18 protein-coding genes and 3 rRNA genes are annotated in these 24754 nt (G+C 40.4%); 18 read left to right on the top strand and 3 right to left on the bottom strand.

All coding sequences use genetic code 11. From position 1 onward, the window contains the following. Window positions 1–46: 46 nt before the first annotated feature. The 3 genes from QNH48_RS19130 to QNH48_RS19120 are packed head-to-tail and all read left to right on the top strand — an operon-like array spanning window position 47 to window position 6194. Window positions 47–3001: a PD-(D/E)XK nuclease family protein gene (locus QNH48_RS19130; RefSeq protein ID WP_283951590.1), complete on the top strand. Its 2955-nt coding sequence runs from the start codon at window positions 47–49 to the stop codon at window positions 2999–3001. Continuing rightward, on the top strand, window positions 2994–4781 hold the full coding sequence (locus QNH48_RS19125; protein ID WP_283951589.1) for a UvrD-helicase domain-containing protein: 1788 nt from the start codon (window positions 2994–2996) through the stop codon (window positions 4779–4781). The genes QNH48_RS19130 and QNH48_RS19125 overlap by 8 nt, the downstream gene beginning before the upstream one ends. A 57-nt stretch (window positions 4782–4838) precedes the next feature. Continuing rightward, on the top strand, window positions 4839–6194 hold the full coding sequence (locus QNH48_RS19120) for a 3'-5' exonuclease (RefSeq protein ID WP_283951588.1): 1356 nt from the start codon (window positions 4839–4841) through the stop codon (window positions 6192–6194). Between the two features lie 41 nt (window positions 6195–6235). On the opposite strand, the gene QNH48_RS19115 is transcribed toward QNH48_RS19120, so the two are convergent. Next, window positions 6236–6646 (bottom strand): acyl-CoA thioesterase, encoded by a 411-nt coding sequence (locus QNH48_RS19115; protein WP_283951587.1) that lies wholly within the window; start codon window positions 6644–6646, stop codon window positions 6236–6238. 14 nt (window positions 6647–6660) lie between these two features. Further along, window positions 6661–7122, bottom strand: a complete 462-nt coding sequence (locus QNH48_RS19110; RefSeq protein ID WP_283951586.1) for an SRPBCC family protein — start codon at window positions 7120–7122, stop codon at window positions 6661–6663. Between the two features lie 208 nt (window positions 7123–7330). Here QNH48_RS19110 and QNH48_RS19105 point away from each other — a divergent pair, with 208 nt between their 5' ends. The 9 genes from QNH48_RS19105 (at window position 7331) to QNH48_RS19065 (ending at window position 16297) form a co-directional block, all read left to right on the top strand. After that, window positions 7331–8593, top strand: a complete 1263-nt coding sequence (locus tag QNH48_RS19105; RefSeq protein WP_283951585.1) for a multidrug effflux MFS transporter — start codon at window positions 7331–7333, stop codon at window positions 8591–8593. Between the two features lie 140 nt (window positions 8594–8733). Beyond that, a complete protein-coding gene (locus tag QNH48_RS19100) occupies window positions 8734–10239 on the top strand; it encodes a M1 family metallopeptidase (RefSeq protein ID WP_283951584.1) in 1506 nt (501 codons plus the stop codon). A 140-nt stretch (window positions 10240–10379) separates the two neighbouring features. Beyond that, window positions 10380–11111 carry a DsbA family oxidoreductase gene (locus QNH48_RS19095; protein ID WP_283951583.1) on the top strand — a complete coding sequence of 244 codons (732 nt, stop codon included), beginning with the start codon at window positions 10380–10382 and terminating at the stop codon, window positions 11109–11111. Window positions 11112–11284: 173 nt separating this feature from the next. Next, window positions 11285–11929, top strand: coding sequence for an SDR family oxidoreductase (locus QNH48_RS19090; RefSeq protein WP_133366900.1), 645 nt, complete (start codon window positions 11285–11287; stop codon window positions 11927–11929). Window positions 11930–12163: 234 nt separating this feature from the next. Continuing rightward, window positions 12164–12769 (top strand): DedA family protein, encoded by a 606-nt coding sequence (locus QNH48_RS19085; protein ID WP_283951582.1) that lies wholly within the window; start codon window positions 12164–12166, stop codon window positions 12767–12769. A 47-nt stretch (window positions 12770–12816) separates the two neighbouring features. Continuing rightward, window positions 12817–14265, top strand: coding sequence for a cardiolipin synthase (gene cls, locus QNH48_RS19080; protein WP_283951581.1), 1449 nt, complete (start codon window positions 12817–12819; stop codon window positions 14263–14265). A gap of 259 nt (window positions 14266–14524) precedes the next feature. Then, window positions 14525–14845, top strand: coding sequence for a PAS domain S-box protein (locus QNH48_RS19075; RefSeq protein ID WP_283951580.1), 321 nt, complete (start codon window positions 14525–14527; stop codon window positions 14843–14845). A 161-nt stretch (window positions 14846–15006) separates the two neighbouring features. Then, window positions 15007–15243, top strand: a complete 237-nt coding sequence (locus QNH48_RS19070) for a PAS domain S-box protein (protein ID WP_283951579.1) — start codon at window positions 15007–15009, stop codon at window positions 15241–15243. Beyond that, the gene (locus tag QNH48_RS19065; RefSeq protein WP_283951578.1) at window positions 15218–16297 is read left to right on the top strand and encodes a putative bifunctional diguanylate cyclase/phosphodiesterase; all 1080 of its coding nucleotides are present in this window, start codon (window positions 15218–15220) and stop codon (window positions 16295–16297) included. The genes QNH48_RS19070 and QNH48_RS19065 overlap by 26 nt, the downstream gene beginning before the upstream one ends. 39 nt (window positions 16298–16336) lie before the next feature. Here QNH48_RS19065 and QNH48_RS19060 read toward each other — a convergent pair whose 3' ends face one another. Beyond that, entirely contained in the window at window positions 16337–16645 is a 309-nt protein-coding gene (locus QNH48_RS19060; protein ID WP_283951577.1) for a hypothetical protein, read from the bottom strand. A 242-nt stretch (window positions 16646–16887) separates the two neighbouring features. On the opposite strand from QNH48_RS19060, the gene QNH48_RS19055 reads away from it, so the two are divergent. The 6 genes from QNH48_RS19055 (at window position 16888) to map (ending at window position 24728) form a co-directional block, all read left to right on the top strand. Next, window positions 16888–17472 (top strand): undecaprenyl-diphosphatase, encoded by a 585-nt coding sequence (locus tag QNH48_RS19055; protein ID WP_283951576.1) that lies wholly within the window; start codon window positions 16888–16890, stop codon window positions 17470–17472. Window positions 17473–17796: 324 nt separating this feature from the next. After that, window positions 17797–19346 (top strand): 16S ribosomal RNA (locus QNH48_RS19050). Between the two features lie 199 nt (window positions 19347–19545). After that, window positions 19546–22482: ribosomal RNA gene (locus tag QNH48_RS19045) — 23S ribosomal RNA — on the top strand. A 79-nt stretch (window positions 22483–22561) separates the two neighbouring features. Then, a 5S ribosomal RNA gene (gene rrf / locus QNH48_RS19040) occupies window positions 22562–22677 on the top strand. Together the 16S, 23S and 5S rRNA genes form the textbook arrangement of a ribosomal RNA operon. Before the next feature lie 341 nt (window positions 22678–23018). Next, window positions 23019–23861 (top strand): pentapeptide repeat-containing protein, encoded by an 843-nt coding sequence (locus tag QNH48_RS19035; RefSeq protein ID WP_283951575.1) that lies wholly within the window; start codon window positions 23019–23021, stop codon window positions 23859–23861. Window positions 23862–23984: 123 nt separating this feature from the next. Beyond that, window positions 23985–24728 (top strand): type I methionyl aminopeptidase, encoded by a 744-nt coding sequence (gene map / locus QNH48_RS19030; protein WP_283951574.1) that lies wholly within the window; start codon window positions 23985–23987, stop codon window positions 24726–24728. The last annotated feature ends 26 nt before the right edge of the window (window positions 24729–24754 follow it).

The raw sequence follows: 24754 nt of genomic DNA, 5'->3' as shown, positions 1-24754 counted from the left end.
ATGATATAATGTGACCAATAATGTTAGTCTACGATGGAGGGGTACCATGCATTCGTTAGTCAATGAACTAGACCAAATTTGTACTCAATTCCTCTTAAAGGAAAAAGTCGTCATCGTTGATTCCTTCGAAATAGGAGAACAAATCAATGAGGCTTTTATTAGGGCAGGAAAACGGGCAATTAATCTAAAGTATAAGACTGTACTTAATCTAGCCATTAATCTTGTGGAATTACATGATGAAGAACCTATTACTGTACTAGATGGGACAGTTGGCGTTCATTTTATCTATAATGTTCTGAAGGAATTAAAGAACCAAGGAAAACTGCGTTATTTTTCAGAAATGGAAATTACACCTTCTTTTAGTCATGCCATCTATTCAACGCTTCAGAATCTTAGGCTTGCAGGCTACAAGGCGGGAACACTTAGGAAAGATGCTTTTCTTTCACCTGAAAAAGCAGAGGATTTGGCTGCAATTTTAACAGAATATGAAAAAATGCTTGATTTCAATCATTTTACGGATAAAGCCTCCATCCTTACCAAAGCAATACATCTTGCCCAAAGGAATGAAAGAGCAGTCTTTATACTACAGTCCAATTTGCACCTCACCCACTTAGAAGAACTGCTTCTTCGTCAAATCCTGCCAGAAGGATCTTTCAAACTGCCTCTTGCCCCTGTTTTGGGGATAAGCATTCCAGAAAGGTCAAGCAGCTTATCATCGATATCCTGGGGAGAGCCAACGCCGTTAAGCTGCCTCTATCAGCTTGATGAAGTAGGAGAAGGAACAGTAAATATAGATATCTTCACTTCAAAAACAGAGGATATGGAAGTGAAACATGTATTAGAAAAGATAAAATCATCTAGAGCGCCGCTGGATGAATGTATTGTTTTTTATTCCAATTCTGATTCATACATAACACCATTTTTCAACTTAGCACAAAAGCTTGATATTCCGGTAACCTTTGGTGAAGGGTTACCCGTAGGATTTAGTCGGCCTGGGAGATTAGTTTCTGGATTAATTACTTGGATTCAATCAAATTATAGTGTGCAATCCTTTATCGATTTGCTGAATGAAGGATTACTCACCCTAGGTGACGATTCACCTTCAAGATCGAGAATCGTGAGACTTCTTCGGGATCTACAGATCGGTTGGTCGAAGGAGCGGTATATAACTCAGCTTGAAAACGAAAGGGAACGATTATTTGAAAAAGGGGAAGAGTTTGAACGTACAGTAAATGAAATAGTGTGGTTACATCAATGGTTTTCAAAGATTTTTAAAAAGCTTCCTGATAGTAATCCAACCTATAATTACAAAAAATGCTTATCCAGCATTGCATTTCTTTTAAAAAATCATAGCAAAAGCAGCACTAAGCTTGATGAAATTTCAAAAACAACGCTTTTGGAAGTAATCGAGAAAATCGTTACTTATGCTGATGAGGAGTTAGGAAGGCACGATGTATTTGAAAAGCTTAATGACCTCCTGCTTTCGATAAGGGTGAATCAATCACGTCCAAAACCCGGATTCCTGCATATTACTTCTTATAAAAAAGCGGTCTATCACAGTAATCCGAATGTATTTTTCTTGGGGCTTAATAATCGGAAGTTTCCAGGGAATTCAGGAGAAGATCCATTGCTTCTTGATACAGAGCGTATCGCACTTGGCAATAAGATTCCATTACTACGTGAAATGAGTCAGGAAAACACCTATACGCTTCTGCAGGCTTTGGCTCATTCAACGGGTAAAGTGACAGTTAGCTATTGTGATTTTTCCATCACTGATAATCGTGTGATAAATCCTGCTCATGTCATTCTACAATGCTACCGAATGATGTCAGGCAATAAAGATGCTGAATACAAAGACTTACTATCACAAACATCAGACCTCATTTCTAGTGAGATTTTCGAGGATAAAGATTATTGGACTAAGAAATTAATCGACGACACTCCTTCACAACTCAATGAAGGGATTCTTAACCATTTTCTAAATGTAAAACAAGGTCTTACAGCAGAGAGTGCTCGTTTTTCAGAAAGCTATTCCGAATTTGATGGGTTCATACAAATGGATTCAGGCCAGTATGACCCGCGGATCAATCATGAAAAAACAATGAGCGCAGGGAAATTAGAGACACTTGCAAGATGTCCTTATTCTTACTACCTTAAGGAAGTATTAAGAGTGAGGCCGATTGAGGAGGTTTCGTATGATGCGAATAAATGGTTAGACCCAGCTACTCGGGGCAGTTTGCTTCACAGCATTTTTGAAACCTTCTATAAGGAAATTACACAACAAAATGTTAAGCCGAGCTACGCTATTCATCACGATAAAATTATGGAAATAGCTGTTGGTCTTATTGAAAAAGAAAAAGAGGTCCTGCCTCCGCCAAATGAACGGGTTTATCAGCGGGAAATGAACGATATCTTGGCATGCTGTGATATCTTTCTAAAAGAAGAAGAGATTCATGGCGAGCACTACAATCCACTCCATTTTGAATATTCATTTGGTATTGGAGACAGCGAACCGGCCATCATTCAACTGCCTTCGGGAGATGTAAAGGTAACTGGAATCATTGACCGTGTTGACCAATCCCATGATGGCAGGTACCATATCATCGATTATAAAACGGGAAGTACCTATGGTTATGAGAAAAATAAAGCTTTTAAAGGCGGCCGTCAGCTACAGCATATGATTTATGCCTTAGCAATTGAACAGCATTTAGATTTAGGTGAGGGTGCTGTGGAGGAAAGTTCGTATTACTTCCCGACTCTAAAAGGAATGGCACAGCGATTTACTAGGAAGCAGGATGTTACGCTAAGGACGAATGGGTTAGATATTTTACAAAAGCTTATTGACGTAATTAATCATGGTCATTTTGAAATGACAGAGGATGAGAATGATTGTAAATTTTGCGAATTCAAGCTGGTTTGCCGCCGCCACTTTTATGATAAAGACTCCCTTGAGAAAAAACAGACTAATCAAAAGTTAACGGGGGTTCGTGCATATGACTAAAAAGATTATTGATCAAGGAGCAAGGGATAAAATTAAATACAATCTGCAAACCAATTTCTTAGTCGAAGCGGGTGCAGGCTCTGGGAAAACAACGAGCCTTGTCGATCGGATGGTGAACCTGATTACCACCGGAGCAGCGGAAATACAGGAAATTGTTGCGATTACTTTTACAAGAAAAGCAGCAGATGAGTTAAAGGTACGCTTCCAATCAAAAGTAGAGTCAGCCTGGAAAGAAGAAAGTGACCTTGAAATCAAGTTTCGGTTGTCGGTAGCACTTCAAAATTTGGAGAGGTGCTTTCTAGGTACCGTTCATTCCTTTTGTGCCAAGCTGCTTCGTGAACGGCCAATTGAAGCCAATTTAGATTTAACCTTCAAGGAACTAGAAGAGTCCGAGGATTTAGAGCTTTTAGAGGAAGCGTGGCAGCTTTATTTACAAAAGTTATTGGATGAAAACTCTAAACAATTTGACCGAATCAATGAATTGGGAATAAGTATTGATCAGATTTTTCCATGGGTAGGAAATCTAAAAGAATACTCTGATGTTCAGTGGATTACAGAAACAGTTAACAAACCAACGCTCACATCAGATTTTGAATCCTTTATGAAGCTAGTAAAAGAAGCGGAAAAATCGATACCAGTTGAAGAACCTGATAAAGGCTATGATTCCTTACAAAAGGCAATTCGAATGGCCATTCAAAAAGAAAGATTGATGGATGTAACGAAGGATAAGAACATCATTGGTATTTTCGAATTGTTTAATAAAAGCTTAAAACCAACATTAAACCGGTGGCATTCAAAAGAGGATGCGAAGTTTTACAGTGAAAAAATCAATGCTTTTCTTGAAGTGTCCATCAAGCCATTGCTTCAAGCTTGGAAGGAATATTGCCACCCAATTATCGTTGATTTCATTCAAGAAGCTTTAACTGTCTATGAAGACTTAAAAAAAGAACGCTCATTATTAAATTTCCAAGATTTAATGTTGCACACCTCAAAGTTGTTAAAGAAAAATCCTGAAGTGAGAAGCTATTTTCAAAGAAAATACCGTTTCTTACTAATTGATGAATTTCAAGACACGGACCCGCTTCAGGCAGAGATTATGTTTTTTCTAACGAGTGAGAATCCAAGTGAACAAATTTGGACAAGGTGCAGACCGAAAGCTGGCTCACTTTTTGTCGTGGGTGATCCAAAACAAGCGATTTATCGATTCCGTCGATCAGATATTGATACATACAATCGCGTGAAACAGTTAATGGAAGAGCATGGCGGTGAAATCCTGCAATTAATCACAAATTTCAGGTCAGTAGATCGTGTTACGGAAAAGTTAAATACTGTTTTTGAAAAGCATTTACCAGCTGTCGAAACACTACATCAAGCAGCCTATCGACCATTAATCGCATATCACAAAGATGATGGCGATGGATTTACTGGTATCAATCGTTTAAGCGTCCTTGCAGACTTCAGTAAGAAAGAAGAAGTAATCCTAAAGGATGCAGAAAATATTTCACTTACCATTCAGGCATTGCTTAAAAAAGGATATCGAGCAAAGGACTTTATGGTTCTGACAAGATACAATGATGGAGTTTCTATCTATGCAAGGATAATAGAGGCAATGGGGATTCCTGTCAGTATTTCTGGTGAAGTAGTCATGGGTGAAACAAGAGAGTTTCAAGATTTATGGATTTTATTAAAATCCTTTTTAGATCCTACGGATGAAGTAAGTTTTGTAGCAGTACTTCGCGGGATTTTCTTCGGTATCAGTGATCAAGAGCTTTATGAATAGAAGCAAACCAAAGGGAGATTTTCTATCTATAGTGATATACCAGAGGGTTTGAATCCAATGATCAAGGCAAAATTCACTAACGCATTAACCATATTAAAGTTATGTCAACAAAGTATCCGGCAGTTATCTCCAACTGCTGCCATTGACAGTATCATGGAGGTTGTGGGCTTTTATCCCTTGCTTTTAAAAAATGGCCGTAACAAACGGACCTATAAGAGTATGCTTCAGATGATGGAAAACTTACGTAAACAGGAGGCATTTGGGAATACCAACTATAAACAAATCATGGATTCTCTAACAAAATTGCTTTTTGAAAAAACAACTGTCGCAAATATGGAGGAAGGTGCTGATGCGGTTCGGATAATGAATGTTCATAAATCAAAGGGACTTGAGGCGCCCGTTGTTTTCTTGGCTCACCCTGCCAAACAGGTGAATCCGGTCTCCTTTTTATCACAGCATATCAAACGAGAGGATTATTCCTCACAAGGATACTTTATGTTTACCGTGAGAAATGGCTTTCAGGATAGAGAAGTTTCGGTCCCACTAAACTGGGAGACCTATAAAAACGAGGAATTAGAGTATCTTACACAAGAAGAATTACGGATTATTTATGTTGCGGCCACCCGGGCAGAAAAAGCACTCGTCATTAGTTCAAACGGAAGTAATAAGAAAAATCCTTGGAATGTCCTTTTTGAGATGGAAAATATCGAGGAAGTGGAAGTTCCTGAAATAGAGAAGACCGATAAGGTTTCTGCCAATGAAATCACTTTTGCTGAGTACCAGGCCAAAACAGTTAGTATGCATGCTTGGCTGGACCATAGCAAAGTGAAATCGTTTGAACACTGGACGCCAACAAAGGATAAGGATATTTCTGATGTTTACGAAATTGAACGGGAAGCGGGCGGCGGAAAAGAGTGGGGGACCTTGATTCATGATGTCTTTGAAAAAGCCGTTCAAAGTCATGATGTTACCAAGTACATCAAGGCAGCATTAACCAGCAATAATATTTCACCTTCAAAAGAAGTCGAGGTGATTACGTATCTTACCAATTTACGGACTTCAGCGTTATGGGATGAAATCCAAACAGCCGATGAAGTCTTAACGGAAGTTCCGTTTACCTTAAAGGTTGAAAAGAATGATTCTCTTTATGCTCACATTACAAGGAATCCAGAAGATAAACATCCTTTTTTTGTAAAAGGAATCATAGATCTTATCTACAAACAGAATGGTGAATGGAAGATTGTCGATTACAAAACGGACCGAGCAAAAAGGATCGAAGACTACGAAAAACTGCAAAACTTTTATCGTGCTCAACTATCCTTTTATAAGCAGGCATGGGAAGAAATAACGATGGAAAAAGTAAAGAGAGAAAGTCTTTACTTTCTAGAACCAAATAGGGTAGTCCATTATTAAAAAGAAAAATTCCTCATTAAAGAAATGGGGAATTTTTGTTGTTACTTATATTCAAGTTCAAATTGTTCGATTCGTTCTCTGACAAAATTAGGTACGGGGCAGGGTTCCATGGTTTGGTGGTCAACACTCACATAAATAACCTCAGCTAGAAGAATGGGTTCGATTTCATCTTCTCTCGTAATCATAAAGTTCATCGTCATGCTTTTGTTGCCGACTCTTTCCATTCTGCACCAAATGGTGAGCCAATCATTTAAAAATGCAGATCGTTTATAATCGATTGTCGATTTTGCAAGCACAAAATCAAACTTTTTATCGTGTTGAAGAAGCTGCTGGAAATATTCTGTGACGGCAACATCAATATACGTTAGGTAATGAGAATTAAAAACAATCTTTTGACCATCAATTTCCGAATAACGCACCTTTAATCGATGTGAGAAACGATAATCTATCATTCTAGGCTCCCTTCTTATTTAACCAATGCGTGTTCTTCCTCGGCAACTTCTTTAACCTTTTCAACAAATTTCACCACTGTCTTATCGCTGGCGAACCATAAGAATAATTTAAAAATAGCTTTTAATGGTTTATTTGTCGTTGTGTATTTGAAATGTGATTTGTGTTCATTTATTTTCGTTAATTCATAACCAGCGTTAATTTCAAAATAGTTAGCTAAGTTAAATCCTACCTTCATTTTCTTATGGTCAGGAGTGTCCAAATATTCCAATGTTTCAACATCATACTCTTCTATCCGTTTACCTTCTTTATACTGCTGACGATAGATTGTCCCAACGCCTTCTTCCGTCACTTTCACGGGTGTATTACTAATTACCTGTGGCATAATCTTTTGCATATTTTCTAAAGACCCATCAAATAATGCCCAAATCTTTTCAATAGGAGCATCAATTTCTATTTCCTTTGTCCATTCCTTCATCCGAGAACACCTCTTAGTATATAATTATTTTAAATTTTCGAAAAAAATAACAGATTGAATTTAATATTCTATTTTAAAGTTGAAGTACCTTCCTATTGTACCAAACTCATATATGTCCTGCTGAAACTTGTAATCTACGGTGTTAGAAAATTGATAATTTTAGTTTCTATGTTTTATCTTTTGATATATAGTAACAATAATTGAAAAAATGTATGAAGGGAATGAATCAATATTGGGTACTTCTTTAGAAAGTTCAATCGACAACCCAGGGACCATTTCTCGTTCCAAACGATTATGGATTGCTGTTGTATTAGGTTCTTTAGCGGCATTTGCTCCATTGTCCATTGACATGTATCTGCCCGCATTACCTATATTAGCGGATTACTTTCAAACCAGCGCATCTTTTATTCAGCTAAGTTTAACCTTTTTCCTGTTAGGATTATCTTTTGGGCAGCTGTTTGCAGGACCGATTAGTGATATCCGCGGGAGGCGCAATCCACTTCTAATTGGGTTGATTATCTATGCAGTCGTTTCGCTATTATGTGTATTTAGTCCTTCCATATGGACATTCATTCTGTTGCGTTTTATTCAAGGGCTCGCTGGTGCAGTAGGGATTGTCATCTCAAGGGCGATTGTCCGCGATTTATATTCTGGAACGGAATTGACCAAGTTCTTTGCGCTCCTTTCTTTAGTTAATGGGGCTGCGCCAATTCTAGCTCCAATAGCTGGTGCGCAGCTTCTAAGGTTCGTTCCATGGCAAGGAGTATTTATTGTCCTAGGGTTAATCGGTTTTATTATGTTTATTGCCGTACTTTTCGGCTTATCGGAAACACTTCCAGAAGAAAGACGGTTACGTGGCGGAATCCAAAACACTCTTTTGACCTTTCGTAATCTCTTCGTAGACCGTAGTTTCATGGGGTATGCCATTTCCCAAGGACTCATTTCCGGCACCATGTTTGCTTACATATCTGGTTCTCCCTTTGTGGTCCAAAACATTTACGGTGCATCACCGCAAGTTTTCAGTCTTATTTTTGCCATCAATGGGCTGGGCATTATGATTGCCAGCCAAACAACTGGTAGATTAGCAGGAAGAGTACACGAGTCAAAGCTATTAATCTTCGGATTAGGTATGTCCTTTTTCGGCAGCATTTTCTTATTTATTCTAATACTGTTCCAAGCAACATTATGGATGGTATTAATTCCTTTATTATTTGTGGTATCCAGCGTCGGTGTCGTCAATACAGCAGGATTCTCACTTGCCATGCAAAAACAAGGTAAAAATGCAGGCAGTGCCTCTGCACTCCTCGGTGTCCTTTCATTTGTATTTGGTGGTGTAACATCCCCATTAGTGGGAATAGGAGGAGGAGAATCCGCAATCCCTATGGGACTCGTCATCGTATTCGCCTCCTGTGGTGCAGTTCTTTCTTATGTTTTTCTTGTACATAGAAGAACACGCCAAAAAAATGCTTAAACGAAGGTTCCCCTGCCAGCGCCGGCAGGGGATATTTTATTATTGATTAAGAGCAAATGTTATTATATGTAAATAATTGAAACTCTTCCTGAGAAATTCCGTCTAAGATTTGAGTGAAATTATTATATTAGGAGGTCTTTATGAAAAAAGGGAATTGGCTGCCTGCTATTTTAATAGGTTTTGCTGTTTTACTCGCAGGGTGTAAAGAAAACAACTCAAAGGAGACTGCTGGAAATAATAAAAGTGAAAATAAGGCTTCAATTGTAGAGGCGGAGAAATTTGTTCCGACAGGATACGATTCTACCATAACTGTTAATGTAGAGGAGAAAACGTTAACGGGCTCACTTAAATTGAAGTCGACAAACAATACCGGGAAAACTCAGGACAAAATTTACTTTCACGTATACCCGAACCAATTTAGAGAAGATGTAGATCTACTAGGTGGATTCTGGCGTCAAATTATTGACGAGAATTCTGAACCAGGTTCAATAGAAGTTACGGAAGTTCAGGTAAATGGAAATAAAGGTAGTTTTAAATTAAATGACACGGTACTTGAAATACCATTGGACAATTGGAAAGTGGGTTCAGCTATTGACCTTGACTTTAAGTTTACGATGAAGGTTCCAAAGAATAATGGTCGTTTCGCGTATGATGACAATGCGATTTGGCTGGGAAATTGGATTCCTATTCAAGCGGTATATGATGAAAGAGGTTGGGTAACAGACCCATACCTTTCAATGGGAGATCCTTTTTATAGTCAAGTTGGCAACTATACGGTCAAGGTAACGGTGCCGGGAACATATCAAATTGCAAGTACCGGTAAGGAGAAAGAAGCTATAAAGGAACAGGATGGATCCCTGAGCTATTCAACTACAATCGAAAATGTACGGGACTTTGCGATGGTGATTATGGATGAAAACTACAAAAAGTTTTCAGACCAAATAGGGGGAACAACTGTAAATACATGGTACCTAGCAAGTGATAGCCAGGAGGCAGTCAAGCAGAACCATGAAGCAGGGATAAGATCATTAGCTTATTTTAGTAAAGTTTATGGGCTATATCCGTATCTGGAATTTGATATCGTTCGAACGGGTATGTTTACAGCAATGGAATTTCCAGGGTTAATTTACCTTCCAAAAAGCATTCTAGAGAGTAATGAAACAGAAATTGGCTCAGTCGTCCACGAAACGGCACATCAATGGTGGTATGGGATGGTGGGGAATGACGAAGTGAAGGAGCCTTGGCTGGACGAGGCTTTGGCGACCTATACTTCAACGAGATTTATGTTAGAGGAATTTCCGGAGCATGGTGCTGCTAATTTAGAGATGAGAAAGGACATGACAGAAGGAACAGAGATGCATGAAAAAAAGGGTATCTTTATCGGGAGTTCTGTTGATAAATTTACCAGCATCGGAGCCTATTCGCAGCTTGTCTATCAAAAGGGTGCGTTAATGTTGGAAAACCTTGAAAAAGAAATAGGGAAAGAGAAAATGGATCAATTGCTTCAGACTTATTTTAAAGAATATCAATATGATGTAGCGACTAGTAGTGACTTCATCTCTGTATTCTCTGAGGAACTTGGACCAGAGGCAAAGGAATACTTTGAAAGTTGGCTAACTGGTAAAGAACCTGAATTTAAGCAATAAATAGAGGGTTATGTAGATATCGTATAAAAATGTGTAGATAAAATTAAGTTTGGGTAGATATCAGTTTGTAAGCATGATTTTTAAGTTTTTCAAGAGGCTATGATACTATAAGTAGGAATCGAAGAAAAAGAGGTGTAACTATGAAAATAGAAGTATGGTCCGATTTTGTCTGTCCATTTTGTTATATAGGAAAGCGTCGTTTAGAAGAAGCACTAGCTCAATTTCCACATAGAGACAGTGTTGAAGTAGAATTTAAAAGCTTTGAGCTTGACCCTAACTCTCCTCCGTACAGTGGCAAAAGTATTCATGAAGCATTGGCATCCAAATACGGGATGAGTATTGAACAAGCAAAGCAAGCGAATCAAAATGTTGGTCAGCAAGCGGCTACCGTTGGCCTGAAATTTAATTTTGAGAACATGAAGCCAACGAATACATTTAACGCTCACCGTTTGGCAAAGTTTGCGAAAACTCAAGGTAAGGAATCAGTTTTAACAGAAAAACTACTTTTTGCTTATTTTACTGAATCTAAGAATGTAGGTGACCTAGAAACGTTAGCTGAGATTGCCGTGGCGTCAGGGCTTGATCGCGAAGAGTCGTTAAAGGTCCTTCAAGATGAAAAAGCGTATGCAAATGATGTTAGAATCGATCAATCGATTGCGGGGCAGTATCAAATTACAGGGGTACCGTTTTTTATCGTTAATCAAAAATATGCCATCTCCGGTGCCCAGCCAACCTCAACCTTTGCAGGTGCACTGCAAAAAGTATGGGAAGAAGAAAATCCAGCTCCGGTACTTCAAGACCTTTCAACGGTTAGCGCAGAAGATGCAAGCTGTGTGGATGGCAACTGTGTAATTCCAGATAGAAAAGAATAACTCTTTGAGAAAAGCTGCATCTATTAGGTGCAGTTTTTGTTTTAAGCAATATAAAAAGGGTAGTAGGTTATTTTGAAAAAATCTTGGCAGTTACCCTCCCTAAATTGGGCTTTTTGAATAAGTTGTTCCCGCAATGAAATAATAGTCGTAAACAAGGTAAGGAGCTAACAATGATGAACGTATTGGTGGTTGGAGCAAATGGGCAGGTTGGTAAACTTCTTGTTAACCAACTTAGAGACAGTCAGGAACATACAGTCAAAGCAATGGTTAGAAGAGAAGAACAAGCCGAGGCATTTAAAAAACTGGATTTAGAAGTAGCGGTTGCCTGTTTAGAACAAAGTGTCGAAGATATTGCTCAGGCAGCAAGAGGCTGTAATGCGATTGTGTTCACTGCAGGATCAGGTCGACATACGGGATATGATAAAACTCTCCTAATTGATTTAGATGGCGCGGTGAAAACGATTGAAGCGGCAGAAAAGGTCGGGATTAAACGCTTCATCATGGTTAGCGCCATTCAGGCACATAGAAGAGAAAACTGGAATGAGAAAATGCTTCCATATTATGCGGCAAAATACTATGCAGACAAAATGCTTGAACAAAGTGAATTAACCTACACGATTATTCGTCCAGGCGGTCTATTGAGCGAGCCAGGAACTGGGATGATTACAGCAGCAGAAGATATACGAAGCGGGAGGATACCACGTGAAGATGTGGCAACAACTATTATCCATTCCCTAACAGAAGAAAATACATACTACCAATCCTTTGACCTCGTTTCCGGTGGTGTACCCGTTAGTGAAGCACTAAAACTTCTTTAATAAACCAGGTGAAAAAAGTAACTGCGATTGGCGAGACTATATATCTGTAATAAACCAAATATACCTTCGAAACTCTAAAAAAGCATTTGAATCTTAAATGCTTTTTTTCGCTGTAATGGTTTTAATTTTTTTACCTAAAAATATAGTAATTAGAAGTAGATGTCCTATTTTGAAACTTTTCCGATAACCAAACGTAATTCTATAAAAGCTATTTATCATTCATTGGAGGGCATTATGGATTTATGGATTAAAGAATTTATTGAACAGTTCGGGTACTGGGGTGTGTTTCTCCTCATTGCACTAGAAAATATATTTCCTCCTATCCCATCGGAAGTGATTCTAACATTTGGGGGCTATATGACCGCTCAAACCAAACTGACTGTTCTTGGAGTTATTGCAACTTCCACGTTAGGCTCTGTGTTTGGTGCTGTTATCCTCTACCTGCTCGGGACCATTTTAAATGTAAACAAATTGGAAGGTATTATTGAACGATACGGGCGGTTCCTCCGTTTAACAAAAGAGGACCTCTATCGAGCAGACTCGTGGTTTGATAAATATGGAATCTGGACAGTCTTTTTCTGTCGTTTCATTCCGCTCATACGCAGTCTCATTTCGATTCCTGCAGGTATGGCGAAAATGAATTTTTGGCTGTTCATCAGTTTTACAACCTTGGGCACCATCATTTGGAATACTATGTTGATAAATCTAGGAGCACGAGTAGGAGAAAATTGGGAAGCTATCGCGGAAAGAATGGACCATTATTCTAATTATATATATGTGCTATTATTTATTCTTCTTATCTTCGTTATGGGATGGCTGAGGAAAAGAAGAAAATACTAGAAAGAAATCTGCTAAAGTGTTTTATGTCGGATGAGAGGGTTTTTGCCATGAATATTACGTCTATATTATTAGGCTTATTACTTGTTTTGAATATCATGTTGGCCCTCGTTGTCATTTTTCAAGAAAGAAGGGACGTTGGTTCCACGTGGGCCTGGCTATTAGTTTTATTTTTTATTCCAATCTTGGGATTTGTGATGTATCTATTATTAGGTCAAAATTTAAGTCGAAAACGTCTTTTCCAATGGGATGATCTCAAAAAGACAGGTTTTGAAAAAGTACTAGAAACGCAATTAACCAAACTTCGCCTGAATCAATTCTATTATCGCAATGATGTGACAAGGGATAATCATGATTTGATTTATATGCATATGATTAACAATCAAGCCATTTTAACAGAGGACAATGCTGTTGAGATTTATACCGATGGTAAAGAAAAATTCGATCAGTTATTTAAAGATATAAAAGCAGCAAGGAATTATATTCATATCCAATATTACATTATAAAAAATGATAATCTGGGCAAAAAACTCATCGAAGCTTTGACTATAAAAGCGAAGCAAGGGGTTAAGGTACGTATTCTATATGATGAATTAGGTTCGCGCAGCTTGCCGAAAAGATCATTTAGAGAATTTCGAAAAGCTGGAGGACAGGTGGAGGTCTTTTTTCCATCAAAATTTCGATTTATTAACCTTAGGATGAACTATCGAAATCATCGGAAATTAGTCATTATTGACGGGAAAATTGGTTACGTTGGCGGTTTCAATGTTGGCGATGAATATTTGGGACTTAATAAAAAATTTGGCTATTGGCGGGATACCCATTTACGGATTCAAGGGACTGCAGTGTATGCTCTCCAGACCCGTTTCATCCTGGATTGGAATCAAGCCTCTGATGACCAAGATGTTGATTATGTTCCAAATTTATACCCAGAAGATATTTCTCATGGGAAAATCGGAATTCAAATTGTAACGAGTGGTCCTGATTCTGAGTTTCAACAAATTAAGAATGGCTATATTAAAATGATTATGTCTGCAAAAAAAACAATTTATATCCAAACTCCATACTTTATACCTGATGAAAGCTTGTTAGATACCCTTCGTATTGCCTGCTTATCTGGAGTGGAAGTTAATATTATGATTCCAGATAAACCTGATCACTTGTTTGTGTATTGGGCAACTCTCTCGCATGTCAGTGAATTATTAAAGGTTGGAGCAAAGGTATACATTTATCAAAATGGTTTTATCCATGCAAAAATGCTGGTTGTTGATGAAGAAATCTCATCTGTTGGGACGGCGAATATTGACTATCGAAGCTTTAAACTAAATTTTGAAGTCAATGCCTTTTTATATGATGAAGGTGTTTCTAGAAAACTAACGAAAACTTTTAAAGAGGATATAAAGGTTTCGATGTTACTAACGTTTGAAGGTTATCAGAAACGTTCTTTAGAGGTTCGACTTAAAGAATCTGTTTCTAGATTACTTTCTCCTATCTTATAAAAAATTGAAATGAATAATCGTAAAGTGTACTAAAGAAGATTTTTCATGGAGTAGGACTTGTTGAAATTCTTTTTGATTCTTGTTAACCGACTGGACATTAGAGCATGGAAAGCTTCATCGCCATCATCACCATGCTCATTAATTAAGTTAGCCTATCCCATAGGGGGTAGGCTTTTTTAATATTTCTGAACTCTAGTCTTTTATTAGATGTTTTTTTGGTAATAGTAATACTAAATGCTACTTGGAGGCTACGCGATAGATGGAGGAAGTAACCTTAGGTGTGGGTCTTGTAATTGAGATAGGATTAATCATTGGTACGATTGTTATCGTTTCTTCCTATATTCGTAAATTTTCTAGAAAGTATAATAAATATCAATTAAATGAGCAGTATTATAAATCTCTCTATGAACAAAATCCTGATGCTGTGATCATTTTTGATACAGAGGGGAAGTTTATCAGTGCTAATAAAGCTGTATCACTTTACGGGTTTAGTGAGGATGAATTAATTCATAAACCCTTTACCGAATTTCTTCTCCCTGAGGATTTAAGCAGAGTAATGGGGCATTTTGCCAAGCTTTAGATGGAAAGGCAACTGCCTATGATTGTTCTATATTCGATAAAAAGGGGTCTCAGCGGGAAATTAGTGTAACAAATATACCTATTTATGTGAATTAGAAAATTACAGGTGTATATACAATCATTAAAGATATTACACAGCATAAAAAAGCTCAAATCGATCTTATGGAGGCAGAAGCGAAATATAGAAGCCTAATAGAAAACTCTTTAGTTGGTGTATATATTCTTCAAGATGGAAAGATAGTTTACGTTAATCCGAGGCTTTGTGAAATGTCAGGTTATCGTTTTGATGAGTTATACGGTTTGGGAATTAATGATTTTATTTATCATGAAGACCTTCTGCTCGTTAATGAAAATATCCAAAAACGTTTCAATAATGAAACAGGTTCGGTTACATTCTAGGTATGGCGGGGACGAATTTTCGATTCTTCTTCCTAATTCTGACGAACAAAGAGCCGGTGAAGTTGCACAACAAATTATAACCAGCTTGTCTGAACCATTTTTATTCTATCATCATGAATTTGTGGTTACCCCAAGTATAGGAATTACTGTTTTCCCTACACACGGTAAAAGCTTTGGCACATTAATAAAAAATGCAGATTTAGCTATGTATCACGCAAAAAGTTTAGGCAAAAATAATTTCCAATTCTTTAATGATGAGTTGAATGCAAAAGCTCAGCATGAATTAGATTTGGAAATAGACTTACGAAAAGCGCTCGAACAATTTCAATTCGAATTATATTACCAGCCACAGTTCAATATAAGAACCAATCAGCTTTGTGGAGCAGAAGCCCTTATGAGGTGGATACATCCTGAAAAAGGTATCATTCCACCTGTATCTTTTATACCTTTAGCGGAAGAGACGGGGCTGATTATTCCTATGGGAGAGTGGGCAATACGAACAGCCTGCCAAGAAAATAAAAAATGGCAAAAGGCTGGTTATCCACCTATCACGGTTTCTGTAAATATTTCAGCTAAACAATTCTTTCATTCAAATTTGGTTGAAATCGTCCAATCAGCATTAACCGAGACGGAACTACAACCTAAATATTTAGAACTAGAGATTACGGAAAGTATTACAATGAATGTTGAACACTCCATTTCAACACTTTTAGAATTAAAAAAAATTGGGGTTAAGATTAGTATTGATGATTTTGGTACGGGATATAGTTCGTTGAATTACCTGAAGAGGCTGCCAATTGATAAATTAAAAATTGACCAATCTTTTATTCGAGAATGTCCTTATGATATAAACAGTAATACTCTCGTTCGGACCATCATTGTAATGGCGCATCTCCTTAAACTTCAAGTCAAAGCAGAGGGAGTCGAAACACAAGATCAAATATCCTTTCTTCTAGAACAAGGCTGTAAGGAGGCACAAGGATATTTTTTCAGCAAACCTATACCTGTCCCTGAATTTGAATCTAAATATATGGAAAAACGCTTGGAATTGTGATCCGAGCGTTTTTCTACTAATAAACAAATGATTGAGGTGTTACCTCTTTAGTCGCTTAAGCACGCTATCTTCAAATTCAGCTTGATCTATATCTAATCCAATTACTTCATTTCTAAAGGACTTAAAGCGTCCATTCTCCACCTCAAGCGTAAAATATCCTCTAGAACTGGTTAGGTTTATATCTCCAATAATATTTTTCCTTCTGGCTGGATCAAACAAATTCACTAAATTTGGATTGCTTGGATGTGCTATAAACCGACAGCCCTGTTCCACACAAAGTCTCACAATGTTACGTACCTTAGGATGAGCAATGCTTTCGACCTTTTTTATTACTTCCTCGTTCGCCATAGGGTGTGATTCTCCTTTCCATTCCTTCAACAGTATGCTAATGGTAAGGGAAATATGCTTAACTATTAATGTAACGTACGTATTAGTCTATGTACTTAATCTTAAAAAAGAATAGATTTCTCTCGTTTCTTCATAGTAAACTCTTACAAAAGTGTAAGGTAAATGTAAGGAAAAGAAATTTAGGAATCACAATGACTGTCATATACTCCTCTTAAGTAGAAGGTAAGTGGAGGAGTTATATTATGAATGAGAATTTATTTAGACTAATAAATGATTTAGGGAAACAACATACATTCTTTAATCCTATTTTTGTATTTATTGCGGAATATATGGTTATCTTCTTAGCCTTAGCGGTAATCATCTTCTGGGTTACCCGGATAAAACAGAATCGAATCATGATTATTTGTGGTTCAATCACGTTTGTTATTGCTGAGATAGTTGGGAAGTTAGCAGGAAAGATTCATTTCAATAAACAGCCGTTTGCCGAACTTACTAACGTAAATCAATTAATAGAAAAAGCAGTTGATAATTCATTTCCAAGTGACCATACTATTTTGTTTTTTTCATTTTGTATGACATTCTGGTTATTTAGAGGCGGTAAAGGATTTTTCTGGATACTGCTTGCATTTCTAGTTGGTATATCACGTATTTGGGTAGGCGTTCACAATCCAGCAGATATCATGGTTGGGGTAATCATTAGCACCATTTCAGCGTTTTGGGTGTTTCGTATTGTTCCTAAATTAAGAATGACTCAAAAATTGCTGGGAATGTATGAAAAAGGGGAATCCTCTATCCTGTCATTAAGAAAAGACAATTATCATGGATGATTATATATATAGAAGAAACCTGCTTAAATCCACCATTTAAGCAGGTTTTTATGTTTAGGGATAAAAGAAATTGGAAGGTTTTACATATTGCGGTATGTCTTATAGGGTGTTATTATAAGAAAGTTCCTTCGCGGAGTGGTAAACAACATAATGATATTGAAAAAATATGTTGACTCAAACGAAGAGAACGTGGTAAAATAATTTTTGTCGCTTAAACAAGTGACACATTGTTCTTTGAAAACTAAACAAACAAGAACGTCAACAAACAATTTTTTAGCTTTTTAGAAAAGCTAAGCCAACGTAACAAAATGAGCTATATCAACTTTCTTGGAGAGTTTGATCCTGGCTCAGGACGAACGCTGGCGGCGTGCCTAATACATGCAAGTCGAGCGAATCTTGAGGTGCTTGCACCTCTTGGTTAGCGGCGGACGGGTGAGTAACACGTGGGCAACCTGCCTGTAAGACTGGGATAACTTCGGGAAACCGGAGCTAATACCGGATAATCCTTTTCCTTTCATGAGGAAAAGCTGAAAGTCGGTTTACGCTGACACTTACAGATGGGCCCGCGGCGCATTAGCTAGTTGGTGAGGTAACGGCTCACCAAGGCGACGATGCGTAGCCGACCTGAGAGGGTGATCGGCCACACTGGGACTGAGACACGGCCCAGACTCCTACGGGAGGCAGCAGTAGGGAATCTTCCGCAATGGACGAAAGTCTGACGGAGCAACGCCGCGTGAGCGATGAAGGCCTTCGGGTCGTAAAGCTCTGTTGTTAGGGAAGAACAAGTATCGGAGTAACTGCCGGTACCTTGACGGTACCTAACCAGAAAGCCACGGCTAACTACGTGCCAGCAGCCGCGGTAATACGTAGGTGGCAAGCGTTGTCCGGAATTATTGGGCGTAAAGCGCGCGCAGGCGGTCCTTTAAGTCTGATGTGAAAGCCCACGGCTCAACCGTGGAGGGTCATTGGAAACTGGGGGACTTGAGTACAGAAGAGGAAAGCGGAATTCCACGTGTAGCGGTGAAATGCGTAGAGATGTGGAGGAACACCAGTGGCGAAGGCGGCTTTCTGGTCTGTAACTGACGCTGAGGCGCGAAAGCGTGGGGAGCAAACAGGATTAGATACCCTGGTAGTCCACGCCGTAAACGATGAGTGCTAAGTGTTAGAGGGTTTCCGCCCTTTAGTGCTGCAGCTAACGCATTAAGCACTCCGCCTGGGGAGTACGGCCGCAAGGCTGAAACTCAAAGGAATTGACGGGGGCCCGCACAAGCGGTGGAGCATGTGGTTTAATTCGAAGCAACGCGAAGAACCTTACCAGGTCTTGACATCCTCTGACACTCCTAGAGATAGGACGTTCCCCTTCGGGGGACAGAGTGACAGGTGGTGCATGGTTGTCGTCAGCTCGTGTCGTGAGATGTTGGGTTAAGTCCCGCAACGAGCGCAACCCTTGTTCTTAGTTGCCAGCATTCAGTTGGGCACTCTAAGGAGACTGCCGGTGACAAACCGGAGGAAGGTGGGGATGACGTCAAATCATCATGCCCCTTATGACCTGGGCTACACACGTGCTACAATGGATGGTACAAAGGGCTGCAAGACCGCGAGGTTTAGCCAATCCCATAAAACCATTCTCAGTTCGGATTGTAGGCTGCAACTCGCCTACATGAAGCCGGAATCGCTAGTAATCGCGGATCAGCATGCCGCGGTGAATACGTTCCCGGGCCTTGTACACACCGCCCGTCACACCACGAGAGTTTGTAACACCCGAAGTCGGTGGGGTAACCGTAAGGAGCCAGCCGCCTAAGGTGGGACAGATGATTGGGGTGAAGTCGTAACAAGGTAGCCGTATCGGAAGGTGCGGCTGGATCACCTCCTTTCTAAGGATAATGCAGTCCTTGTGGACTGATAAAAAGTTGACTGTTACTTGTTTGTTTAGTTTTGAGGGAGCAATTCTCTCAAAGCTTTTTTTAATCGTTCTTTGAAAACTAGATAATCGTAAGAAGAAGTCAAAGTAAAACCGAGAATCGCCACATTAGTTTTTCTCTCTTAAGTAATTAAGAAGAAAATAACCTTTTAGGTTAAGTTAGAAAGGGCGCACGGTGGATGCCTTGGCACTAGGAGCCGATGAAGGACGGGACTAACACCGATATGCTTCGGGGAGCTGTAAGTAAGCTTTGATCCGGAGATTTCCGAATGGGGGAACCCACTGCTCGTAATGGAGTAGTATCTTTACCTGAATACATAGGGTATTGAAGGCAGACCCGGGGAACTGAAACATCTAAGTACCCGGAGGAAGAGAAAGCAAACGCGATTCCCTGAGTAGCGGCGAGCGAAACGGGACATAGCCCAAACCAAGAGGCTTGCCTCTTGGGGTTGTAGGACACTCAACATGGAGTTACAAAGGAACGGGGTAGATGAAGCGGTCTGGAAAGGCCCGTCATAGAAGGTAAAAACCCTGTAGTTGAAACTTCGTTCCCTCCTGAGTGGATCCTGAGTACGGCCGGACACGAGAAATCCGGTCGGAAGCTGGGAGGACCATCTCCCAAGGCTAAATACTCCCTAGTGACCGATAGTGAACCAGTACCGTGAGGGAAAGGTGAAAAGCACCCCGGAAGGGGAGTGAAATAGATCCTGAAACCGTGTGCCTACAAGTAGTTAGAGCCCGTTAATGGGTGATAGCGTGCCTTTTGTAGAATGAACCGGCGAGTTACGATTACATGCAAGGTTAAGTTGAAGAGACGGAGCCGCAGCGAAAGCGAGTCTGAATAGGGCGATTTTAGTATGTGGTCGTAGACCCGAAACCAGGTGATCTACCCATGTCCAGGGTGAAGTCCAGGTAACACTGGATGGAGGCCCGAACCCACGCACGTTGAAAAGTGCGGGGATGAGGTGTGGGTAGCGGAGAAATTCCAATCGAACTTGGAGATAGCTGGTTCTCTCCGAAATAGCTTTAGGGCTAGCCTCACGTTGTAAGAGTCTTGGAGGTAGAGCACTGTTTGGACTAGGGGCCCTCATCGGGTTACCGAATTCAGACAAACTCCGAATGCCAAAGACTTATCCGTGGGAGTCAGACTGCGAGTGATAAGATCCGTAGTCAAAAGGGAAACAGCCCAGACCACCAGCTAAGGTCCCAAAGTTTACGTTAAGTGGAAAAGGATGTGGAGTTGCTTAGACAACCAGGATGTTGGCTTAGAAGCAGCCACCATTTAAAGAGTGCGTAATAGCTCACTGGTCGAGTGACTCTGCGCCGAAAATGTACCGGGGCTAAACGTAACACCGAAGCTGTGGATTGACATCTACGATGTCAGTGGTAGGAGAGCGTTCTAAGGGCGTTGAAGCTAGACCGTAAGGACTGGTGGAGCGCTTAGAAGTGAGAATGCCGGTATGAGTAGCGAAAGACGGGTGAGAATCCCGTCCACCGTATGCCTAAGGTTTCCTGAGGAAGGCTCGTCCTCTCAGGGTTAGTCGGGACCTAAGCCGAGGCCGAAAGGCGTAGGCGATGGACAACAGGTTGATATTCCTGTACCACCTCTTTATCGTTTGAGTGATGGGGGGACGCAGGAGGATAGGGTAAGCGCGCTGTTGGATATGCGCGTCCAAGCAGTTAGGCTGGTAAGCAGGAAAATCCGCTTACCGTAAAGGCTGAGCTGTGATGGCGAGGGAAATATAGTACCGAAGTTCCTGATTCCACACTGCCAAGAAAAGCCTCTAGCGAGATAAAAGGTGCCCGTACCGCAAACCGACACAGGTAGGCGAGGAGAGAATCCTAAGGTGTGCGAGAGAACTCTCGTTAAGGAACTCGGCAAAATGACCCCGTAACTTCGGGAGAAGGGGTGCTTTTTGAGGTGAATAGCCTCGAAGAGCCGCAGTGAATAGGCCCAGGCGACTGTTTAGCAAAAACACAGGTCTCTGCGAAGCCGCAAGGCGAAGTATAGGGGCTGACGCCTGCCCGGTGCTGGAAGGTTAAGAGGAGGGGTTAGCGCAAGCGAAGCTCTGAATCGAAGCCCCAGTAAACGGCGGCCGTAACTATAACGGTCCTAAGGTAGCGAAATTCCTTGTCGGGTAAGTTCCGACCCGCACGAAAGGCGTAACGATCTGGGCACTGTCTCAACGAGAGACTCGGTGAAATTATAGTACCTGTGAAGATGCAGGTTACCCGCGACAGGACGGAAAGACCCCGTGGAGCTTTACTGTAGCCTGATATTGAATTTTGGTACAGCTTGTACAGGATAGGTAGGAGCCTGAGAAACCGGAGCGCTAGCTTCGGTGGAGGCGTCGGTGGGATACTACCCTGGCTGTATTGAAATTCTAACCCGCACCCCTTATCGGGGTGGGAGACAGTGTCAGGTGGGCAGTTTGACTGGGGCGGTCGCCTCCTAAAGAGTAACGGAGGCGCCCAAAGGTTCCCTCAGAATGGTTGGAAATCATTCGCAGAGTGTAAAGGCACAAGGGAGCTTGACTGCGAGACCTACAAGTCGAGCAGGGACGAAAGTCGGGCTTAGTGATCCGGTGGTTCCGCATGGAAGGGCCATCGCTCAACGGATAAAAGCTACCCCGGGGATAACAGGCTTATCTCCCCCAAGAGTCCACATCGACGGGGAGGTTTGGCACCTCGATGTCGGCTCATCGCATCCTGGGGCTGTAGTCGGTCCCAAGGGTTGGGCTGTTCGCCCATTAAAGCGGTACGCGAGCTGGGTTCAGAACGTCGTGAGACAGTTCGGTCCCTATCCGTCGTGGGCGCAGGAAATTTGAGAGGAGCTGTCCTTAGTACGAGAGGACCGGGATGGACGCACCGCTGGTGTACCAGTTGTCTTGCCAAAGGCATCGCTGGGTAGCTATGTGCGGACGGGATAAGTGCTGAAAGCATCTAAGCATGAAGCCCCCCTCAAGATGAGATTTCCCATAGCGTCAAGCTAGTAAGAACCCTGAAAGATGATCAGGTTGATAGGTCAGAGGTGGAAGCGTGGTAACATGTGGAGCTGACTGATACTAATCGTTCGAGGACTTAACCAATTTTTAAAGGCGAACTCGTTTTACAACTTCTTCTGAAATTATCTAGTTTTGAGGGAATGAAACCTCAACTCTTTTAGAGTCTGGTAATAATGGCGAGAAGGTCACACCCGTTCCCATACCGAACACGGAAGTTAAGCTTCTCAGCGCCGATGGTAGTTGGGACTTTGTCCCTGTGAGAGTAGGACGTTGCCAGGCAAAGCGAGACACAACCTGATAAGGGTTGTGTTTTTTTGTCGCCAAAGAGGGAGAATATTGCCCGTACGGCCTCGCTTTTTTGGGAAGAGGGAACGATACACAGAGAATCGGTCCAGTGTGTCGTCGTTTTTATGGAAAAAGGGAACGATAGACAGAGAATCATGCCCGTGCGGTGTCGTTTAAATGTAAGGAGGGAACGATTTTAATAGATTTCGGAATGAATAGAATACAAACATAGATGGGAAAAGACGGATGGGTATTTTCTGTGGTAAGATATTACCTAGCTAAGATTTTCAAACGAACAAAAAGCTAGGCTTATTATATAGAAGGAAGTGTTTCAATTGTCCAATACTTTAACAGTAGACGACGATATTTTAAAAGAGTTGCGTGCAGATTGTGCAAACTGCTTTGGCTTGTGCTGTGTCGCTCTACCTTATGCAAAATCAGTTGATTTCGCCTTTGACAAAGACGGCGGAAATCCTTGTCGTAACCTACAATCCAATTACCTATGCGGTATACATAAAGACCTTCGAAATAAAGGGTTTCGAGGCTGTGCGGCTTATGAATGTTTTGGAGCTGGACAAAAGGTATCTCAAGTTACATATAAAGGCATGGACTGGCGCTCGAACAAAGATATAGCGCAAGAAATGTTTGATGTATATCCTATTGTGCAGCAAGTTCATGAGATGCTATGGTACCTAAATGAAGTATTAACAATCGATGCTGCAAAATCGATTCATAAAGAAGTAAATCAGAGTATTGAAGATACAGAAAATCTAACCAATAAAAGGCCAGAGTATATACTGAATATTGATGTTGCGGAGCATAGAACGAAGGTAAATAAGTTACTGATTCGTACTAGTGAAATGGTTCGTGCACAAGTACTTAAAAGCAATAAAAATACAAGAAGGGGAATGGATTATTTAGGTGCAAAGTTAAGAGGTACGGATTTAAAGGGAGCAAACCTAAGAGGTGCTTTACTTATAGCTGCTGATCTTAGAAATGCTGACCTTAGATGGAGTGATGTCATCGGAGCGGATTTTAGGGATGCGGATATCAGTGATGCTAATCTTACTGGATGTATCTTTCTAACACAAGCTCAAGTGAACGCCGCAAAGGGTAACAAACATACTAAATTACCAGCCGCATTAGTGACGCCAGCCCACTGGTTGCAAAGAGAATAGGTTTTTTGGCATATATCAATTTTTTACAAAACGGAAACATACTTGAATTTTTACTATAGGTAAGCCTAAAATATAAGAATGGAAAGTTTACAACGATAATAATATGATAAGTAGGGAAAACACATGATTGCAAAAACAGAAGAAGATATTAAAGCATTGAAAGAAATCGGCAAAATCTGTGCCGAAATTAGAGATGAATTGGTACAAAGAACAGTACCTGGCATAACAACAAAGGAATTGGATGATATAGCAGGACAGCTTTTTGAAAAGGCGGGTGCAATCTCTGCGCCAAAGGGTGAATATGATTTCCCTGGCTACACATGTATAAGTATCAATGAAGAAGTGGCACATGGAATACCTGGTAATAGGGTCATTCAAGAAGGTGACATCGTAAATATTGATGTCTCTGGTTCAAAGAATGGTTACTTCGCTGATACTGGCATTTCATTTGTTGTAGGTGAAGGGGAAGAGATTCTAACAAAGATATGTGATGTTGCGAAATTGGCTTTTGAAGCAGGCTTAAAGAAAGCAAAACCTGGTTCAAAGAAAAGCGGGATTGGAAAGGCAGTCATCCAAACTGCGCGTCAACACGGATTAACGGTTATCATGAACTTAACAGGACATGGAATCGGACGAAGAATACATGAAGCCCCTGATCATATTTATAATTATCATGATACGTGGGATGATGAGCTATTAAAGGAAGGCATGGTTATCGCTTTCGAACCTTTTATTTCAACAAAAGAAGAAGAAGTTTTTCAAATTGAAGGTGACGATTGGACTTATGTAACCGAAGAAAGTTATGTTGCGCAGTACGAACATACTATTATCCTTTCAAAAAATGGACCCATTATTACAACACTATAATAAACAAAGAAGTGCCAGCAGTTTTC

The sequence above is a fragment of the Neobacillus sp. YX16 genome, from assembly GCF_030123505.1.
Classification (GTDB): Bacteria; Bacillota; Bacilli; order Bacillales; family Cytobacillaceae; genus Neobacillus.
The sequence above is the reverse complement of the archived record's forward strand: the minus strand, read 5'-3'. Positions and strand labels throughout refer to the sequence as shown.

Coding starts and splice junctions, on each gene's coding strand:
- QNH48_RS19110 (WP_283951586.1), bottom strand. CDS start 7,122: ATGAAGGAATGGACAAAGGAAATAGAAATTGATGCTCCTATTGAAAAG.
- QNH48_RS19100 (WP_283951584.1), top strand. CDS start 8,734: ATGAAAAAAGGGAATTGGCTGCCTGCTATTTTAATAGGTTTTGCTGTT.
- QNH48_RS19120 (WP_283951588.1), top strand. CDS start 4,839: ATGATCAAGGCAAAATTCACTAACGCATTAACCATATTAAAGTTATGT.
- QNH48_RS19075 (WP_283951580.1), top strand. CDS start 14,525: ATGGAGGAAGTAACCTTAGGTGTGGGTCTTGTAATTGAGATAGGATTA.
- QNH48_RS19085 (WP_283951582.1), top strand. CDS start 12,164: ATGGATTTATGGATTAAAGAATTTATTGAACAGTTCGGGTACTGGGGT.
- QNH48_RS19125 (WP_283951589.1), top strand. CDS start 2,994: ATGACTAAAAAGATTATTGATCAAGGAGCAAGGGATAAAATTAAATAC.
- QNH48_RS19055 (WP_283951576.1), top strand. CDS start 16,888: ATGAATGAGAATTTATTTAGACTAATAAATGATTTAGGGAAACAACAT.
- map (WP_283951574.1), top strand. CDS start 23,985: ATGATTGCAAAAACAGAAGAAGATATTAAAGCATTGAAAGAAATCGGC.
- cls (WP_283951581.1), top strand. CDS start 12,817: ATGAATATTACGTCTATATTATTAGGCTTATTACTTGTTTTGAATATC.
- QNH48_RS19060 (WP_283951577.1), bottom strand. CDS start 16,645: ATGGCGAACGAGGAAGTAATAAAAAAGGTCGAAAGCATTGCTCATCCT.
- QNH48_RS19090 (WP_133366900.1), top strand. CDS start 11,285: ATGAACGTATTGGTGGTTGGAGCAAATGGGCAGGTTGGTAAACTTCTT.
- QNH48_RS19115 (WP_283951587.1), bottom strand. CDS start 6,646: ATGATAGATTATCGTTTCTCACATCGATTAAAGGTGCGTTATTCGGAA.
- QNH48_RS19095 (WP_283951583.1), top strand. CDS start 10,380: ATGAAAATAGAAGTATGGTCCGATTTTGTCTGTCCATTTTGTTATATA.
- QNH48_RS19130 (WP_283951590.1), top strand. CDS start 47: ATGCATTCGTTAGTCAATGAACTAGACCAAATTTGTACTCAATTCCTC.
- QNH48_RS19105 (WP_283951585.1), top strand. CDS start 7,331: ATGTATGAAGGGAATGAATCAATATTGGGTACTTCTTTAGAAAGTTCA.
- QNH48_RS19065 (WP_283951578.1), top strand. CDS start 15,218: ATGAAACAGGTTCGGTTACATTCTAGGTATGGCGGGGACGAATTTTCG.
- QNH48_RS19070 (WP_283951579.1), top strand. CDS start 15,007: ATGGAGGCAGAAGCGAAATATAGAAGCCTAATAGAAAACTCTTTAGTT.